A 17,291-nucleotide genomic window follows, 5' to 3' on the forward strand; every position below is an offset into this window, starting at 1 on the left:
AACATAAATACACAATAATTTATGATTTACATTTCAGTCAGAATATTATTAAGAGTTAGATTAAGGCTATAAGCCAATGGGTAAAAAAAAGATTAAGGAAACCAAGAGAAAATCTAAATCTCCACCTAGAGGTAGAGCTAGAACCAGGTCCTTAACATCAGAAGAACCAGTAAAAAGACTACACGTAGCCAGTGAGTAATTTTAAAAAAGTTTCCAAGCTAGAAAGGATGTGATAAAGTCAAATATCTTCAGTTAAAGTAATAGTTTAGATTCATTATAACATAAGAATAATTATTGCTATACAGTTTATGAGTTTCTTGCGATTAGAGTTGTACGAATTTACTACTTAATTTAGAGAAGGGAGAAAATAAATGGATATTAAAAGTACTGATAACACTGTAAAGTGCCCGGTAATGCACGGCAGCGCTACCAGTAACAAATCTAGTGGTACGTCAAATAGAGACTGGTGGCCAAACCAATTGAACTTAAATATTTTACGTCAGCATGACAGAAAATCTAACCCGATGGGAGAAGAATTTGATTATGCAGAAGAATTTAAAAAGCTAGACTACCATGCTCTTAAGCAGGATCTTCGCAATCTAATGACAGACAGTCAAGATTGGTGGCCTGCTGACTATGGACATTATGGTCCATTCTTTATCCGTATGTCTTGGCATGCCGCCGGTACTTATCGTACAGGTGACGGACGTGGTGGTGGTGGAACTGGTGCACAGCGTTTTGCTCCACTCAACAGCTGGCCTGACAACGGCAACCTTGATAAAGCCCGACGATTGCTATGGCCCATTAAGCAAAAATATGGAAATAAGATTTCTTGGGCGGATTTGCTAGTTCTAGCAGGTAATGTTGCTATTGAAGACATGGGGGGTCCAACAATAGGTTTTGGAGGAGGACGCCCAGACATTTGGCATCCAGAAGAAGACATCTACTGGGGTGCTGAAATGGAATGGCTGGGTGATAAACGTTACTCAGGTGATCGTAAGCTTGAAAATCCACTTGCAGCCGTTCAGATGGGACTTATCTACGTCAACCCAGAAGGGCCAAACGGTAAACCAGATCCCATTGCAAGTGCCGGCGACATCCGCGAAACCTTTGCACGTATGGGAATGAACGATGAAGAAACAGTTGCACTAATAGCCGGCGGCCATACGTTTGGTAAGTCCCACGGTGCAGGAGATGCTGCTCATGTTGGTCCAGAGCCAGAAGCTGCTGCTATTGAAGCCCAAGGCTTAGGTTGGTTAAGCACACATGGCAGTGGTAAAGGTCGTGACACCATCACCAGTGGTATTGAAGGTGCTTGGACAGCTAATCCCACACAGTGGGATAATGGTTACTTCGATTTATTGTTTGGATATGAGTGGTGGCTTACAAAGAGTCCTGCAGGTGCCTATCAGTGGCTTATTGTAGACCCTGATGAAAAGCATCTTGCACCGGATGCAGAAGATCCTTCCATTAAAGTTCCTACAATGATGACCACCGCCGATATGGCATTGCGTTATGATCCTGAGTATGAAAAGATTTCTCGCCGTTTCCATAAGAATCCAGATGCGTTTGCAAATGCATTTGCCCGTGCATGGTTCAAGTTATTGCACCGTGACATGGGTCCTAAAGAAAGATATTTAGGTCCGGAAGTTCCAGAAGAAGATTTTATCTGGCAGGATCCTGTCCCTTCTGTTGATTATGAATTAACAGATGCGGAGGTAGCAGAGCTTAAAGAAAGGATTCTTGATTCAGGACTTACAGTCAGCCAGTTAGTAACAACTGCTTGGGCTTCAGCTAGTACATTCCGCGGCTCAGATTTCCGTGGCGGTGCCAATGGCGGCCGTATCCGTCTTGCTCCACAGAAGGATTGGGAAGTGAATCAACCAGCAGAACTTGCAAAAGTGCTTCATGTATTAGAAGGTATACAAAGTGATTTAGAAAAGAAAGTAAGTATGGCGGATTTAATTGTATTAGGGGGTAGTGCCGCAGTAGAAAAAGCTGCAAAAGATGCAGGCTTTGATGTAACGGTTCCCTTTGCTGCCGGACGTGGCGACGCTACACAGGAGCAAACTGATATACAAGGCTTTGAAGTGCTAGAGCCTATCGCTGATGGTTTCCGCAACTATCAGAAAAAGCAGTATAGTGTAAGTGCAGAAGAGTTGCTAGTAGACAAGGCTCAGCTATTAAAGCTGACTGCACCTGAAATGACTGTACTTGTTGGTGGCATGCGTGTTCTAGGTACAAACTACGGTGGCACACAGCACGGCGTATTCACTGATGACGTAGGCACACTGACTAATGACTTCTTTGTTAACTTGCTTGACATGAAAGTAAAGTGGAAACCTGTAGACGGAGTCATATATGAAGGACGTGATCACAAGACAGGCGAAGTAGTGCGTACAGCAACTAGAGTTGACCTAGTGTTCGGTTCAAACTCTGTTCTTCGTGCCCTTGCAGAGGTTTATGCTCAAGACGATAACAAAGAGAAGTTTATCCGGGACTTTATAGCTGCCTGGGTCAAAGTAATGAATGCAGATCGTTTTGACCTTAATTAACCGCTGTTACGGCTATTATAGTAACAAATCCCTGAGCCTTCGCAGGAAAGTGGAGGAAGAAATTGAGGCTTGGAGCCATTTCCAAGCCTCAATTTTACTTTTATAGATTTTATATTTTCATAATTTTGATATGAATGAATTTGCTAGTTTAATCCTTTGGCATTTTTATTTTCAGTTTACTTAAAGCTCCTCTATAATTCCTCTAGCTCAATCTTGATTTTGAAATCCAAGTATCCTTCATCTGATACTACTAACTTTGATTTGTGGCAGTCACTCGGAAATTAAAGTAATCTTATGTGCAGTACTTTCAATTACTGAACTTATATCTGCATAACCATAATATCTAACATGCATTACAGCTTTACCTTTAGAGACAAATACTTGTTTAAATTCGTCTACTTCATGAACAATGAGAACATCAAAGTCTGTATGCTCTATGTTAATAAAATCTCCACCTCTATGTGCTAGGTCATATCTTTTTATCAAATCAGAAATTAGACTTTCTACCATAGATGGTACACTCAACTGATAAACTCTTGTGTGAACACTTGGTGAATATACTCCACTGCCATCCTCCCACATTTTATTGGAAACAATGCCGTGCTCATCTGACTGAAACTGTATTGGTGCTAGTAGACTCCAATGATAACTATATCTATTACTCCAATCAATATTATCCCGAATATAGGAGGACTCCCGAACCAGTTCAGGATTCTGTTCTACATCCCCTAGTCTTACAATAGGTAAATCAGCACTAACCTCTGGTAATGTTTTGGTGTTACTCTTACCAAGCTGCACAAAAGAAGGCGCAACTACCAAAACAAGAATAACAATATAAATCATAGCAATAATAGAAGTTAACCTATGGTGTTTCTTCCATGGGGCATTATGATTAATAGACTTTCCCTCTAAAAGCGTGTTTCGTAAAGCACGTATAGATATAGCTGCCTGCAGGGAAGTATAGGCCAAATAGACTATGTAGATAGTTAGGATCGTCTGTTGAATCATCCTTCCCTCTATCAAAACCAGTGTAGGTGTCCCATCCAGAAACCAAATAGCAGACACCATACCTAGCATTAAAATCGTCGCCACCGCAACGATAACAGCATTCACTGCTAATTTTTTGTCCAGTTTTTTCAATGTATAGGATTGTTCCGCAGGGTCAGTGTGAAGTTCAGGTGCATTTAATTCAACTGGTGATGCAAAAACATTAAATTCACCATAGCTTGTAACATAATTCCATCCACTTTCAGCATACATTTCCTTTTGTTCTGAGCTAATCTTTTTATTTAACGACACGTCTATTCTGTAGGTCATTTTTTTTGGCTCACCTTTAGCAAATTGGGCAAAATGCAACCCCATCTTTTTTAGATGCAATCCCTCTGCCGCCATGTCTGCAAACCAACTTTCATGCTCTCCGATACGCCAATAATGACTAGGTCGTAGCTTTCGTACGATTTTATTCATTTTCATAACCTTCTTTCAAAATCATTCCGTCTTGTACTAAAGCCATTAGTCGACTGTACTCTATGCGAAGTGCCCGTTCCCCATCATCTGTTATACTGTAAGTTTTCCTTCTGCCATCATCTTCTGCTAATGAAATGAGTCCATCTTTCTGCATTCTAGAGAGGACCCCGTAAAGTGTTCCCGGTCCCATGTTTAATCTACCATTGGAAACCTCTGTAATTGCATTCATCAGTTGATATCCATGGTTGGGATTCATAAGTGCTAGCAACACATAATACATGGCCTCTGTCATAGGCCCACCATTATATGACATTTTAAACACCCTTTCTACTATGTCTTACGCTATTATGTGACGCGATATATCGTATAGCATAATAGTACTCCATCATCATTATATTGTCAATAAAAATATCAACTATTCACCCCTAGACGACTTATTTTTATTTCCCTATCCCAAGTAGGTGCCCCAACTTAAGTTGTCATTTTTCAAGTTAATAGTTCATCTCTGTCAATTCGTTTTTTTCTTAGCCAAAGACCAAGGGCTAAATATGCCCCTAATGGTATAATACCCGTCAATGGATTAAACAAAATATCTCCTACCCCATTAAACTCAAAGATCTTTTCTTCAAATATCAAAAAATTGGGGATACCATCTTCGAATGTATGCATTAAAACAGCTGGCCAAACGGAGCGTGTAATTCTAGTCATTTCTACAAACATAACAGCCCATATAGTAATAATAATGGGACTCTTAACAAACACATCAAGAATCCTATCTAAGGGTGTACTGTACATACTATCTGGTAGAAAGTATAAATAATAGGGAGCATGCCAAAACGCCCATACCAAACCTACGATTAAATAGAGTTTGAAATCATTGGTTTTTACTGCTGCAAGTTTAGGAGTCAAATACCCTTGCCATGCAAAATCTTCGAAGATGTTCTTTATGATTAGTCCAATGAACAAAAAAGCAATACTAGGTATAATGGATGCTGCTGAAAAAGATGAAAAACTCACAAAACCTAAAATCCAAGCAAATAACGTAGACAATAATGTAATTGCAGGGAAAAATAGAATAGCCAAACCATACCATTTAACATTCTGTTTAAATCTTGGTTTGATTCCGAAGTCTTTCCAATCTTTTCGAAACCCTCTTATGGCAATACCGCATAGGAATGGTAATACTAACCATATCCCCATCCCAAGGGTTTGCTCGTCTAATTGTTCTGGCAAAAGCATGTCGATCAGAATCCCGATCCACCCACTCAAAAGAGCCAGTGTTATAAACAAAGCAATAAACATTTTTTCAATTGTTTTGACTATTTGTGAGTTCCCTTCAACATGTTCATATCCTTCTCTTTTTAGCATTTTTTCACCTCATATTCTATCCACTGATTTGTAACAGCACAATCTGCATATTTTTTTGTAAATCCTGTCTTCGTTTTATACCCAAGTAATATTGATTCCATATTAGAACTCTCCCCTTTATTGGAAATACTATTAAACGTTCCATTGAGATTTTATTGGTATTAAGCACTTTCTTCTACATTTAAGCTCCGATTAAACAACTTCTTATAAGCATACACTCCAATAATTATAAATACTATATCTATTCCTAAACGAATTAAAAGATCAAAGGTAAATTCTATTATTATATACATAAATATATGATTTAAAAGCCAATTTGAGCCATAAATGATGCTCCCAAAAAATACTGCCTGCCATATACTGGTTCTCCCCTTAATACCTGTCTCTAACATATAATAAATACTCCCTATCCATAACCCTAGACTCAGTGTCCAAATCAAGGTTGGCCAAGGATTAGTGTTATATGCCGATTGCACATTCACTACAGTATATGCAAAATATCTTCCAACCAAATAAAATAAACCAATAATCAAAATTGCCAAAGGATTTTTTTTCTTATATTTTTGCACTGAATCAGTTCCAATGAAAACGCCTAGAAGCACTCCAGATATTATAAAAGCTGTAGCATCAGTCAGACCCATTATGAACTCACTCAGTACACTAGTATTTAGTAACAAAACTGCCTCAAACATTCCAATAAAGTATAAACCGCCAAAAGACAAACCATACAAGAGGCCCTTTTTCCATCTTTGACCTTGCAGACTATCTTGTATAAGAATAAAAACTAGTGCGAAGACACTATAGGCTAACAACTCCCAAATAATTATCGCTGGGAAAACCATCCCGTTCTCGACAAAATAACTAAATTTCATATCAGATAAGTTTGATATATCATCTGGAGTTAGCCATGCATGCAAAACCATATTTATGAAACCACTTATAAAAATGATACCTATGATCTTCCACCAATCTCTTTTCATAACTTGCATGTTTTATTTACCCCCTATCCATTAGCAATCTATATAATTGTTTAAGATTTGATAACAATTTGGCTTTTGCTTCCTCGATACTGTTTGTAAAACTACGATTATTAATCCATTTGCACAATTCACCGTGAATATAAGTGTGTAATATATCTCCAATTTCTACTGCTCTCTCCTCAGTAAGTTCATTGCCACTGGCTTTAATAAGTTCCTCCTTTAACCCTTCACCAGGCTTAAATAATGTTTGTATAACTTCATTAGATGGCTTCCCATCTATTTCTTCCAACCAAATCAACCTAAACCAACCAGGATGGTCCATTGAAAAATCTATTATGGTAGAAAATATCATAAATATTTTTTCATCATCTTTCAACTCAGAATCCACATTAGATTCTACATAAGCCATCATCTTAAGTACAACTTGACCCAACGCCTCCCAAATAATTTCATTAAAACTATCGAAATAGTTATATAAATTTGTATGGGCACATCCAATTTCTTTAGCAATACCCCTTAGATTTACATTTTTTATACCTCCATTTTCTTCAATCAAACCCAAAACAGTCTCTATTACTAGATTTCTATTTATTTGCTTTCTTTCTATTTCCACATTCTCACTCCTTCTTTTATTACCAGTGGTAATTACCATTGGTAATATATTACTATAATAACATTCTGTTGTCAATATACATATGAAATTAGTCTATTTATTAGCCACAGGGTTGTTTGTTTGTCACCTCTAGATAGTTGTTTTTCGCAAAATTCCTCTTTTCTGCGAAATCTCTTTCCCCCTTAAAGAAAGTCCCCTAAACTTATGTCTAGGGGAACATGTATTACTCTTCAATTTTCATTTAATACCTTATAAACCACTGATTTCAACTTGCTTCTACAAATTTTTCATCTTCATACGGTTCTCCTTGAAAAACCAACATCGGTGGGTATCTTTGCTGTACTTAGCTTCTTTCCCTACTTCTCCCTTCTCCTCATACCCATTATTTACTTTATTTTCTTTACTCTTCCAACAACTCCGCCCTCAAGCATAACCTTGATACCATGATGATGCTCTGGCGATTTTGTAAGTATCCTCTTAACTATACCCTCAGTTAATTTACCCATGCTTTGATCTTGCTTTTGTACAACCATAACAGTACTTCCTATTTTAATATTATTTCTTTTTGTCCCGTCCATTTTTTCATCCTCTCAAATCTTTGCAATGATTTACATCTCTACTTTACTAACCTTACGAGGCCTCCCTTTGATATTCATATTTTGTAGTTCTTGAAAAACTAATTCTCCTTTATTATTTAATATTTCAACAAAGGTAGATACATCTAGGATATTAATGATCCCTATGTCTTCTGCTGTCATACCATTGATGCTGCAAAGAGTGCCAACAATATCCACTGGTCGCATCTTCGTTTTCTTGCCTGCATTTATATGTAATTTCATAATTTCTTTACTTAGAAATTCACCTTTTTCCTTTTTTATTTCTGGTCTAGTGTTGATTTTTTTATCAAACTCCCGTTTATAGCTATCTATAGTTTCTTTCTCCGGTCTTTCTTCAAGAGGGATCTCTTGCCCAAGATATCGCTGTATATCTTCTAAAAATTTATTTTCATAATTTGTTACAAAAGTAATTGCTCTACCTTCTCGATCTATACGTCCAGTTCTACCTATTCTATGAACATAGCTTTCTTTGTCTTGGGGGATATCATAATTAATTACAAGAGTAATATTATCTATGTCTATTCCTCTAGCAGCAACATCTGTTGCTATCATATACCTGAAATAACCTTGCTTGAAATCTCTCATCACCCTTAATCTATCCTGTTGTTCCATTCCACCATGAATCTTCTTACAGGTATACCCTAGATTTGATAGTTCTTCATAAACATCATCTACTTTTTGCTTTGTATTGCAAAATACGATACAACTATCAGGGTTTTCTACTATTGTTATCTCTTCTAAAAGGTTTATCTTCTCTTCTTCTTCTATGTTAAATCTTACTTGGCAGATTCTATCTATCGCTGAACTTTCTTCTATTTCAACATGGATAGGGTTTTTCATATATTTTTTACATAGGTCTTCTATATCCTTCGGCATGGTAGCAGATAGCAATATCGTCACACGATTTCTTGGTATATTACTAATTATCGTTTCTAAGTCCTCTATAAACCCCATATTAAGCATTTCATCAGCTTCATCTATTACAAGGTATTTAATTTTTGATGTATCAAAGGTTTTTCTCTCGATGTGGTCTATAATACGTCCAGGAGTGCCAACCACCACATGACTTTTTTGTTTAAGTTCCTTTTGTTGAATGTGAAAAGAAGACTTCCCGTAAATCGCAGGTGCTTTTACCCTTTTAAACCTACCTATATTAAAAACATCTTCTTTAACTTGAACCGCAAGCTCTCGTGTTGGCACAATCACCAATGCTTGAGGTTTATTTTCATCCCAATCTAGCAATTCACAAATTGGTATGGCAAAAGATGCAGTTTTTCCACTTCCTGTTTGGGATTTCACGATTATATCTTTCTTCTCTAATAAAGCTGGTATAACCTCTTCTTGAACTCTAGTAGGACTCTTAAAATTCAACATGCTAATAGCCTTTAGCAACTCACTACTTAATTGATAATTACTAAAACTTGATTTCTTCATTTGATCAACTCTTTCTTATGGGGGTTTTATTTTTATATTATCCATTATATAACTACATTATTTTCTCTTTATTATATCTCAGTTTCCAGTTCAGTCTTTGACAATTTCTACTCTTGATTTCATCATTTTTACCCATCAGGCATGCGGGGTCTACCATAGAAATATGTAGTCATGCCCTTGACCCCTTTCCTGTTCGTTCCTGCTTCGTAAGAATTTATTTCACTGCCTTTGTTTTTCTTTGCCGTTAAGATAAATGCTAAATTTTTACTAGCTTTACTCTATTTTTACCTTGTTTTTTTGCTTCATACATTGCATCATCTGCAAGTTTAAATAGTTCAGATACAGATGTTTCTTTGCTGGGAATCGCAACAACGCCTCCGATACTCAACGTTATTTTTATATCATCCTTTTCATTATTGCTATTAAGCTTTATTGCTCTTATAGCCGAAAGAATTCGATTAGATGCAAGTAATGCTCCTTCTTCTGTAGTATCATGTAAAAACACTACGAATTCATCACCACCATATCTTACTACAAAATCAATTGCTCTATAAAGACTCATATCAATCGTTTGACCTACAACCTTAATGATTTCATCCCCCACGAGATGCCCATATAGATCATTAATCTCTTTAAATCGATCAATATCAATCACTAAAAGACTGATTATTGTCTTACTTCTTTTGGCTAAGTTGAATTTTTCTGGGAATACTTTATCAAAGTATCTTCGGTTGTATATATTACTTAAAGAATCTTTCATTGAAAGCTTTTCTATCTCTTGATAAGCATCTTTTAACTTCTCCACGACCTTTTCAAGTTCCCTGTTTTTTTCGTTAATAACTCTTCCTGCGTAAATTTTAAAAGCTCCAATACTAATTATTAGCAATAGTATAATTGCTATGCTGCTTATGACCAAGTAGTATTCCTGCCAAAGTTTTTTAATGATAGGATCAACCTCTTCATCAAACGGGGGAACCCTTAACCCTCTCATCATTTCTTCTACTACTAAATAGCTGGATAGGATGTTAAAACCATAAATATTCATATCTCTTACCTTTTTCTTTAATATATTTCATTGATTAAAACCTCAATCCTTTTTCTGCACTTAAGACAAATAATAAATATCCCTGAACTCACTTTATATTTTAACAAAAGTACAAAATAAAAACTGTTTTTGGGGTAATTGCCATCATTTTTGGGGTAATTGCCTATTTTTGACGAAAAAAAGCAGCTATCGAAGGTAACCGACAGCTGCTTTCGACATCTTTCATTGTAAATGATTTCAATTCCCATTGAGTACGATTTGCGTGATGAACTTTCCGTCCCTCACCGAGAAGCCCGCCGTACCGTCATAACCTTCGGCGGTGTAGAGGATGCTTTTTGTGCCCGTTCCACCACCCTGTTTTTGTGTTACTGGCAGCTCCCCATCAAAGACAATGTCACTTCGGCAGGTATTTTCCACCTGCACACGCAAGCGATTATCAATAAATTTAGCGATAACAATGATTTCACGTTCGATATCCTTCGACAGCCGCTGACAGCCCTCCAGCGCATTTTCTAAAGCATTTCCCAGTACACAGGTGAGGTCGATGTTATCGATGCCGATGACCTTTGGCACGCTGACACGAAAGGTGGTCTTGATACCCTCCGCCTCTGCCCTACGGGCGTAAACATTGAAAATGCTGTTGGCAATTGGGTTTGTGCAAAAGGCGTTGGCCTTGTGTGCATCTAATGCTGCGTCAAAGCTTTTCATATAAGTCTTCAATTGGTCCGCATCCCCGTTTTGCAACATCTCTATAATGACTGCGTTGTGATGATGCATATCGTGCCGTTGCTGAAATACCAAAGCTGCTGTCGCCTTCTGGCGGGCAAGTTCTGATTCCCACAGCTTCTCCTGCTGTGCCATAAGTAGCTGCCGCTTTTCCAATGCGTATTTTTCAACAATGGCACTTGCCTGTATGTATAAGAGGTAGTATACCGCCAAAAACAATAGGTAGACAGTGATAATAATGTATCTGTACCAATCATCATGAGTCCAATACCAATAGGGCGCAGGATAGTATAGCACCATGATTTGCATGATCAAAAACATCAAGGGTACCAACCCTGCTGCCCGCCATTCCTGGTCCAAAGCATCCACCAGCCGACGAAAACGTGGGCGCACAAATTTGAACAGTAATGGAAGAATTACTAAGTATATTACCAAGCGAATGACGATACGTGCAATGACGAAAGCACTCCCGTCTAGATGCATAGATAAAATATCACTGATATAGCTAATGGACACATAAATATTAACAAAGGTTAGAAAACTAAAAAGCGATACAAAAAAATCATCATCTGAGCAAATCAAATACCACGAAAGTTGGATGACTAAAATGATAAGGATTGCAAATCTATCTACCGAGTCGATGCCCTGGGTAAATAATTGATAACACAGGAGGCTTATCCCGAAAAGCATCACAAACAATCCTGTTATAACTCGTTTTTTGACAGGCTCCCGAAAACGCATGGCGGTGGATGTCATCAGGGTAAAGCCGATGACAGATTGCAAAAATGAGAAAAATACTGAAATGTTGTATAACACATTCGTCTCCTCCTTTCTTAGCAGTATCGTAGCACAAAACTGCCCCGAAAATTGTTTTTGGGGTAATTGCCATCATTTTAGGGGTAATTGCCTGTTTTATTCTTCTGTGGACATTTGAAAGCGCAAAAACACCTCTTTGAGTTTCTGATAGGCGCGGTAAGGGTAAGCCAGTTGTTCACCGGTATCAAAGGTTATGGTATCCCTGGAAATCTGGCGGATGTATTTGAGATTCACGTTGATAGAAGCACCGCATCTAACGAAATATTTGTTCTGTGAGAGTAACTCAAAAAGCTCCGTGGCTGTCATGCGGACCTCCATCTTCTTCCCTTGAATGGTATGCACAAGCTGGTAGTTGTTTCGTCCGGTTTCCGTAAACACCACATCCCGAATCGCAAGGCGAGTCATACCCTCTGATGTCTTAAGGGTGACAATAGCTCGCCTATCTTTATTTATACGTTGCATAACCCTATCCAATGCGGCAAAAATCTTCGCTTCTGCATAGGGTTTGATCAAATATTGTGCAGCTTCTACTTCAAAAGCTTCAATAGCGTGGTCTCGAGAGGTGGTAATAAATATAATCTCTCCGCTGTCATCAAGCTGCCGCAATTCTCTTGCTGCATCGGTACCCAGCATACCAGCCATATAGATATCTAGTAGCAGTATGTCAAACCCTCCATGCTCCGTCACATAAGATAACAGTTCTAAAGGGGCTGAAAAGGAATGTATTGTTATTTCATATTGTGGGTGCTCTTGTATGTACCTCGTAAGAAAGCGATGGGCGCGCTCAAGTTCTTGTAATTCGTCATCGCAGATTGCAATACTAATCATTTATCTGCCTCCCTTCATCTTTATCATAAGGCTAAGTTGCGATTCAATTCTTCACAATTATTCATTTGAAGCTTAAAATCCGTCTCAAGCCACAAGATATTCTGGTCGAACCCTACTTTTTCTTGTCCGAACCACAATTCGTCATCAGAATTATCGCTTCTACATGAGCCGTTTATTTCATAGATTTATCATAGCTTCTTCAATTGTATCAAGATATATCTTATAATCATATTAAAACGTTGAAATATAGAGAACTAAAGATTATATAATAGTTTTATATATCTTACTATAGTTCCCTATAACTTTTGGATGGGTGGCAAAGCGGTGGCAAGGGGTGGCAGAAAGTTTTGTATGTATGGTTCATTGCCTAGAGCAGGAGAAATACCTTTTCTCCTGCTTTCTTTACATATATTCTTTATTATTTAATATCTCTTGATTATAATTTATTGTTTATTGAAAACCCTTGAAACACCTCTCATTTAAAAATCTAATCAAATTATCATTTCCTTTCCCAGGCATCAATGGTATAGCTCCTACACCAAAACTACTCCCCGCTTCTTCCTCAAAAAAATCTATATTCTCATGAATTGGATTAGGATATAAGACGCAAGCAAACTTTACTCCCTTAATTGCATCCTTGTAGGTATGCATTTTGTATATGTCTCCATTTTTAAAGGTAAAGGACTCATCTTCCTTCTCCTCATCTATTACAGATTGGTCCCATTCTATTTTCTGTATTTTAAATTTGGCATCAAATATATATCTTGCCTCACCTATTTCTAGCACAATATCTGGCCTAAGTGTCAAAGAGTAGGATGCCTTTTCCCCTTTTCTAAAGGTTCTATTGTAGGAAAGGCTTACTTCCTCATCTCGGTAAAGATATTTGATACGAATTCCATATCCAATATTTGCTCTAACCTCATCTGTTTTAACTTTAAGTGCTGATATGGGCTCTTGTTCAATACATTTTCCAACAACATCAATCATCTTAATAAAAGTCCAAATTTCATAAAGTTGAGCAATATCTTTATTTTCAATAATCAGCTTGCTTTTTCTTTCATCGAATAGAATATGGATGGAGCTATATACCATATTATAAAACTTTAAAAAGTTCTTGTATCCTTCCCTTTTTTGAAGGGAGATAGAATTAAAAGGAAGATATTTCATTTGTCCTACTTCTCTTAGCATCTGATGATTATACATTTCTTCTAATTTTTCAAGCATATATCCACAAACTATTAATAGTTGGTTTTTGTTAATAGCTAATACTTGATGAAGAACATATTCTTGAAAACACTCAATAATCTCAATACATAGGGATATAAAGTACTTAATAAACCGATTTTCTGGCCCATCAAAACCTCTTATAACTAAAGGTTCTATTACCTGAGTAGGAAAATATTGACTTCTACTTTTATTATAAATTGCCTGGGCTAGGGCTGTATTACCTAAGGGATTATCTCCTTGTAGTAATACTAATTGACTTGGTGAGTTCACAATGCCTTCAATAGTTTTAAACGATATATTGGAAGCATCCCAAACATCCTTTTTAATATCTATTCGTTCTTCTCGTCGAATAGGGTTAGATACAATACTTTCAAAACTATCTTCCATGTTCTCCTTTGGGTTCATCAATATATGTTTTATAATTAGAAAAACATGATATAATACACTGCTTTCTTCTATATCTTTTATCTCAAATCGTTCATAAGTAGGAGTGTTGAAGTCAAAAGGAAGTTGAGCCATTCCTTCTACTATATCATATAACATTTTTTCGTAGTCTTTGGGGTCAATTTTACTACTAGAGACCTTAATTGACTTGCCTAGAAATTCAAAGACTCCTGTAAAGTTTTTTAGATTTAAAATTCCTGATTTGTCTGTTACCTTTCTAAAAATAAAAGGATATTGAGTTTCTGCCTGTTTTACTAACTCTTCATTTTCAAATTCAATACCATAGTCTACAAAGGATTGCAGTTCACGTCCTAGTTCTGAAAATTTTATTGTCTCCATATATATTCACCTATTCAATAAAGCTAACAAATCCATTATCTTTTAGCAAGATAAGCATTCTATATAACTTTACAGCTGTTTTTTTGAATCGAATCTCATGCTTCGCAAACTGAGATTTTAATATTTCCTCTGTCATACTTTCTTCTTTTAACTTAGCACTAATATATTGTTGGTCTACTGGCTGCAAGTGCACTTTTTTTATTAAATCGTTGATCTCCCATCCAAAACAGTATGCTAAAAGTTCAGTAAGTGGAGCCTCAAGTTTTCTACGATTACCATACATTTTTGGTAGAATTCTTTGGATGATTTGATAATCTAATGCCTTCAATGGTTCAAAGTAGTCAGTTTTTCTCGCATTAGTAAGATAATATAAAACCTCATCTACAACACGATATCCGAAATGTAAATTATACTTTTTAAGGATATTATTAATATTAACAATATGTTCAAAACATTTTTTTGAATCACTATCTAGATTAAATTGTTTCTCGATAAGTTTATTATGGTATTGAAAATCATCTGTAAAACCAGAAACGAATTCAGAGTCTGCATAAACATGTATATCATTTTCATTTTGTTCATTTTCCCATAACATTTCTCCATAATAATTTAAATCAACTTCGTTAAATTCAATTACATTACCTCTATCTAGCACTTTAGGACTAAACATATATGTAGTTTCATCAACATTGACTGTTCCAGTAAAATAAATATTAAAGGGTATCTCTAATCTAGCTGGAATAATATATTCCTTGCCATCTTCATCTACATATAACACTTCCTCTTCACAATCATGAAGCTTAATACTTTCACTTCTCACCTCTCCATCCAACCCTATTCTTCTACTTTCTAAACAACTCAAAAAATCAGAAAAATAATATTCCACTTTCGCTAGATTCATTTCATCTAGTATAACAAAGTAGGGCTTGTTTTTATCTTCCTTTGCTCTTAACATTAATTTTAAAAGCTCAGTCGCCTGATATTTTTCGGTAATAGGATTGAAAAAACCTAAAAGACTTCTATTATCCACCCAGTCAGGACGAACGGATATAAAGGCATATCGGCTGCTGCGGGTTTTCACTTTCTTTTTTTCAGTGCTTACATGCTTAAATACAATAACATCCTTATCATCTTCCTTTTCAAAGGAAATCTTTATGTATCCATCCAAGCTACAATTATTTTTTATATACTCCCCTATTTTTCCTGTTAAAGATAGTTGCCTATAATCGCCTTTAGGTGCATTGTATATTCGACACTCGTCTTGTATGTCAATAAATTTTACTGTTACATGCTTGGATGAACCTTCATTAGGTAGATCTAATAATTTCGCATACTTCTGCGGGATTATAAGCTGTTTGTACTTTAAGTTATATGGCTGAATTTTATATATAAAACTAAAAGGGTCATCATCTACTTCAGCTACATCATCCACTGTTTTTTCCTCATCTGGGCACATATATTCAGCAAAGAATTGTGCAATCTTTGTTTTGCCTGTTCCTGAAATACCTGATAATATAACAAAGGGCTTTGACATTAAACAGATTATATAATTATGCAAAACATCCTCATCAAATTTAAATCCTCTTGCTGCCACATAATCAGCAAATGTATATTTCATTTTTTCACTTCCTTGTTTATTATAGCGGGAATTCTCTAACATACTTTTTATAAATTTAAACCCCAACTTACTTATCTCAAATATGACATAGGAACCCATCACCGCATTTTCATTGATTAGTCCCACCTTGCTTTTAAAGTTTTCTCCTCTATAGTACACAGGTTTATCTACTTTAATCAGCCAATCAATACCAATCCTTTGTCTCCAGTTATTTTCTCCTATAGCTATATATTTATTAGGATCCGTTTCTTCAAAAAATTCTCTTGTAACCTTTCCAATTCCTAAAAATCCCTTATCTCCTGTATATGCTATGACGTAATCTCCTAAAGCTATTTGTTTCATGACATTTACATTTCGAGTAATATCATTTGCTTTCTGTATACCTATTTCATACTGCATGGAAGCTACACCAATTTCCTTGCTCTTCATCCAAACCTCTTGATATTTTGCATAGTAAGTATTAAATAGCCAATACCTTCTATCTTGGTTTTCCATTTCTGTTATGTTAGTTTTGTCGTATAGCCATTCTAATTGAAAAACTATTTCCGCAATCTCAAAACTAGCATCTACCCAAGACAATACCTCTGCCTTTGAAATAATTCTGCCTATTCTTAACCATGAACCTGAGTTTTCCTTTGTTTCTATGATCATTTCTTGATGTTTATTTGTATCCTTGATAAAAGCCTCCAGTGGTATAGTCTTATCCTCTACTGCACTAGTGCTTCCAGAAATCCATACGCTATATTGCTTTATATCAATGTCGAACTTTTGAGCCCATTCCTTCACATATTTAACCCATTCATTATGTTGTTCCACGTTATTCGTTGAATTCTCGGATTTATAATCATGCCACTCTAGATAAACCCTCAAACTACTGACATTGATCATTGCAGCTATACAGGAGGCAGATTTTTCTCGGCCTTTCGTTTTAATCCGTGTCCAGAATCTTTGTCTCAAACTTCCACTATTTTGCCAACTTTCTGTCGGCTCTACAATAAATTTGTCTCCTAGCTTGGGATATACATTATTCTGTATTAAATCCTTCCATTGATTCCACGCAGTCTGATATTCATTTCTTACCTGATCAGAATCCGGTTGGTCTGTCCGGTATTTAAATGATTCTCTATCAAATACATTGAAAATTTCTTCAGACACTCTCATAACTTATCCCTCATTCCCTTTTATAAGTTCATAATAAGTATATATAAAGCATA

14 protein-coding genes are annotated in these 17,291 nt (G+C 36.2%); 2 read left to right on the forward strand and 12 right to left on the reverse strand.

Translation table 11 applies throughout. From position 1 onward, the window contains the following. The first annotated feature begins 76 nt into the window (after positions 1-76). Together BMX10_RS18475 and katG are read left to right on the forward strand one after the other, a co-directional pair. Positions 77-199: a hypothetical protein gene (locus BMX10_RS18475; protein WP_280140770.1), complete on the forward strand. Its 123-nt coding sequence runs from the start codon at positions 77-79 to the stop codon at positions 197-199. Positions 200-371: 172 nt separating this feature from the next. Further along, positions 372-2,555: a catalase/peroxidase HPI gene (gene katG, locus BMX10_RS11860; protein WP_090444339.1), complete on the forward strand. Its 2,184-nt coding sequence runs from the start codon at positions 372-374 to the stop codon at positions 2,553-2,555. Between the two features lie 270 nt (positions 2,556-2,825). Here katG and BMX10_RS11865 read toward each other — a convergent pair whose 3' ends face one another. The 12 genes from BMX10_RS11865 to BMX10_RS11920 form a co-directional block, all read right to left on the reverse strand. Then, positions 2,826-4,022 (reverse strand): DUF2812 domain-containing protein, encoded by a 1,197-nt coding sequence (locus BMX10_RS11865; RefSeq protein ID WP_090444343.1) that lies wholly within the window; start codon positions 4,020-4,022, stop codon positions 2,826-2,828. Beyond that, positions 4,015-4,335: a PadR family transcriptional regulator gene (locus tag BMX10_RS11870; RefSeq protein WP_090444347.1), complete on the reverse strand. Its 321-nt coding sequence runs from the start codon at positions 4,333-4,335 to the stop codon at positions 4,015-4,017. Before BMX10_RS11870 ends, BMX10_RS11865 begins: the two co-directional genes overlap by 8 nt. 173 nt (positions 4,336-4,508) lie before the next feature. After that, positions 4,509-5,390 carry a CPBP family intramembrane glutamic endopeptidase gene (locus BMX10_RS11875; protein ID WP_090444349.1) on the reverse strand — a complete coding sequence of 294 codons (882 nt, stop codon included), beginning with the start codon at positions 5,388-5,390 and terminating at the stop codon, positions 4,509-4,511. 161 nt (positions 5,391-5,551) lie between these two features. Further along, the gene (locus BMX10_RS11880; protein ID WP_090444352.1) at positions 5,552-6,379 is read right to left on the reverse strand and encodes a hypothetical protein; all 828 of its coding nucleotides are present in this window, start codon (positions 6,377-6,379) and stop codon (positions 5,552-5,554) included. 7 nt (positions 6,380-6,386) lie between these two features. Beyond that, positions 6,387-6,983: a TetR/AcrR family transcriptional regulator gene (locus BMX10_RS11885; RefSeq protein ID WP_090444356.1), complete on the reverse strand. Its 597-nt coding sequence runs from the start codon at positions 6,981-6,983 to the stop codon at positions 6,387-6,389. A 386-nt stretch (positions 6,984-7,369) separates the two neighbouring features. Continuing rightward, on the reverse strand, positions 7,370-7,561 hold the full coding sequence (locus BMX10_RS11890) for a YwbE family protein (RefSeq protein WP_090444357.1): 192 nt from the start codon (positions 7,559-7,561) through the stop codon (positions 7,370-7,372). A gap of 30 nt (positions 7,562-7,591) precedes the next feature. After that, positions 7,592-9,034, reverse strand: coding sequence for a DEAD/DEAH box helicase (locus BMX10_RS11895; protein WP_090444359.1), 1,443 nt, complete (start codon positions 9,032-9,034; stop codon positions 7,592-7,594). A gap of 256 nt (positions 9,035-9,290) precedes the next feature. Beyond that, on the reverse strand, positions 9,291-10,079 hold the full coding sequence (locus BMX10_RS11900; protein ID WP_090444362.1) for a GGDEF domain-containing protein: 789 nt from the start codon (positions 10,077-10,079) through the stop codon (positions 9,291-9,293). A 237-nt stretch (positions 10,080-10,316) separates the two neighbouring features. Then, positions 10,317-11,621: a sensor histidine kinase gene (locus BMX10_RS11905; protein WP_090444365.1), complete on the reverse strand. Its 1,305-nt coding sequence runs from the start codon at positions 11,619-11,621 to the stop codon at positions 10,317-10,319. A 96-nt stretch (positions 11,622-11,717) separates the two neighbouring features. Then, positions 11,718-12,449, reverse strand: coding sequence for a LytR/AlgR family response regulator transcription factor (locus BMX10_RS11910; RefSeq protein WP_090444368.1), 732 nt, complete (start codon positions 12,447-12,449; stop codon positions 11,718-11,720). 450 nt (positions 12,450-12,899) lie between these two features. Next, on the reverse strand, positions 12,900-14,459 hold the full coding sequence (locus tag BMX10_RS11915; protein WP_090444371.1) for a DUF2357 domain-containing protein: 1,560 nt from the start codon (positions 14,457-14,459) through the stop codon (positions 12,900-12,902). Positions 14,460-14,469: 10 nt separating this feature from the next. After that, positions 14,470-17,238, reverse strand: coding sequence for an HI_0552 family protein (locus tag BMX10_RS11920; RefSeq protein ID WP_090444375.1), 2,769 nt, complete (start codon positions 17,236-17,238; stop codon positions 14,470-14,472). Between the last annotated feature and the right edge of the window lie 53 nt (positions 17,239-17,291).

Origin of the sequence: Natronincola peptidivorans, assembly GCF_900111615.1 — a bacterium.
Lineage (GTDB): Bacteria > Bacillota > Clostridia > Peptostreptococcales > Natronincolaceae > Natronincola_A > Natronincola_A peptidivorans.

Excerpts from the sequence above, each read along its gene's own strand:
- BMX10_RS11895 (WP_090444359.1), bottom strand. The coding sequence starts at position 9,034 with ATGAAGAAATCAAGTTTTAGTAATTATCAATTAAGTAGTGAGTTGCTA.
- BMX10_RS11900 (WP_090444362.1), bottom strand. The coding sequence starts at position 10,079 with ATGAATATTTATGGTTTTAACATCCTATCCAGCTATTTAGTAGTAGAA.
- katG (WP_090444339.1), top strand. The coding sequence starts at position 372 with ATGGATATTAAAAGTACTGATAACACTGTAAAGTGCCCGGTAATGCAC.
- BMX10_RS11910 (WP_090444368.1), bottom strand. The coding sequence starts at position 12,449 with ATGATTAGTATTGCAATCTGCGATGACGAATTACAAGAACTTGAGCGC.
- BMX10_RS11915 (WP_090444371.1), bottom strand. The coding sequence starts at position 14,459 with ATGGAGACAATAAAATTTTCAGAACTAGGACGTGAACTGCAATCCTTT.
- BMX10_RS18475 (WP_280140770.1), top strand. The coding sequence starts at position 77 with ATGGGTAAAAAAAAGATTAAGGAAACCAAGAGAAAATCTAAATCTCCA.
- BMX10_RS11865 (WP_090444343.1), bottom strand. The coding sequence starts at position 4,022 with ATGAATAAAATCGTACGAAAGCTACGACCTAGTCATTATTGGCGTATC.
- BMX10_RS11920 (WP_090444375.1), bottom strand. The coding sequence starts at position 17,238 with ATGAGAGTGTCTGAAGAAATTTTCAATGTATTTGATAGAGAATCATTT.
- BMX10_RS11890 (WP_090444357.1), bottom strand. The coding sequence starts at position 7,561 with ATGGACGGGACAAAAAGAAATAATATTAAAATAGGAAGTACTGTTATG.
- BMX10_RS11880 (WP_090444352.1), bottom strand. The coding sequence starts at position 6,379 with ATGCAAGTTATGAAAAGAGATTGGTGGAAGATCATAGGTATCATTTTT.
- BMX10_RS11875 (WP_090444349.1), bottom strand. The coding sequence starts at position 5,390 with ATGCTAAAAAGAGAAGGATATGAACATGTTGAAGGGAACTCACAAATA.
- BMX10_RS11870 (WP_090444347.1), bottom strand. The coding sequence starts at position 4,335 with ATGTCATATAATGGTGGGCCTATGACAGAGGCCATGTATTATGTGTTG.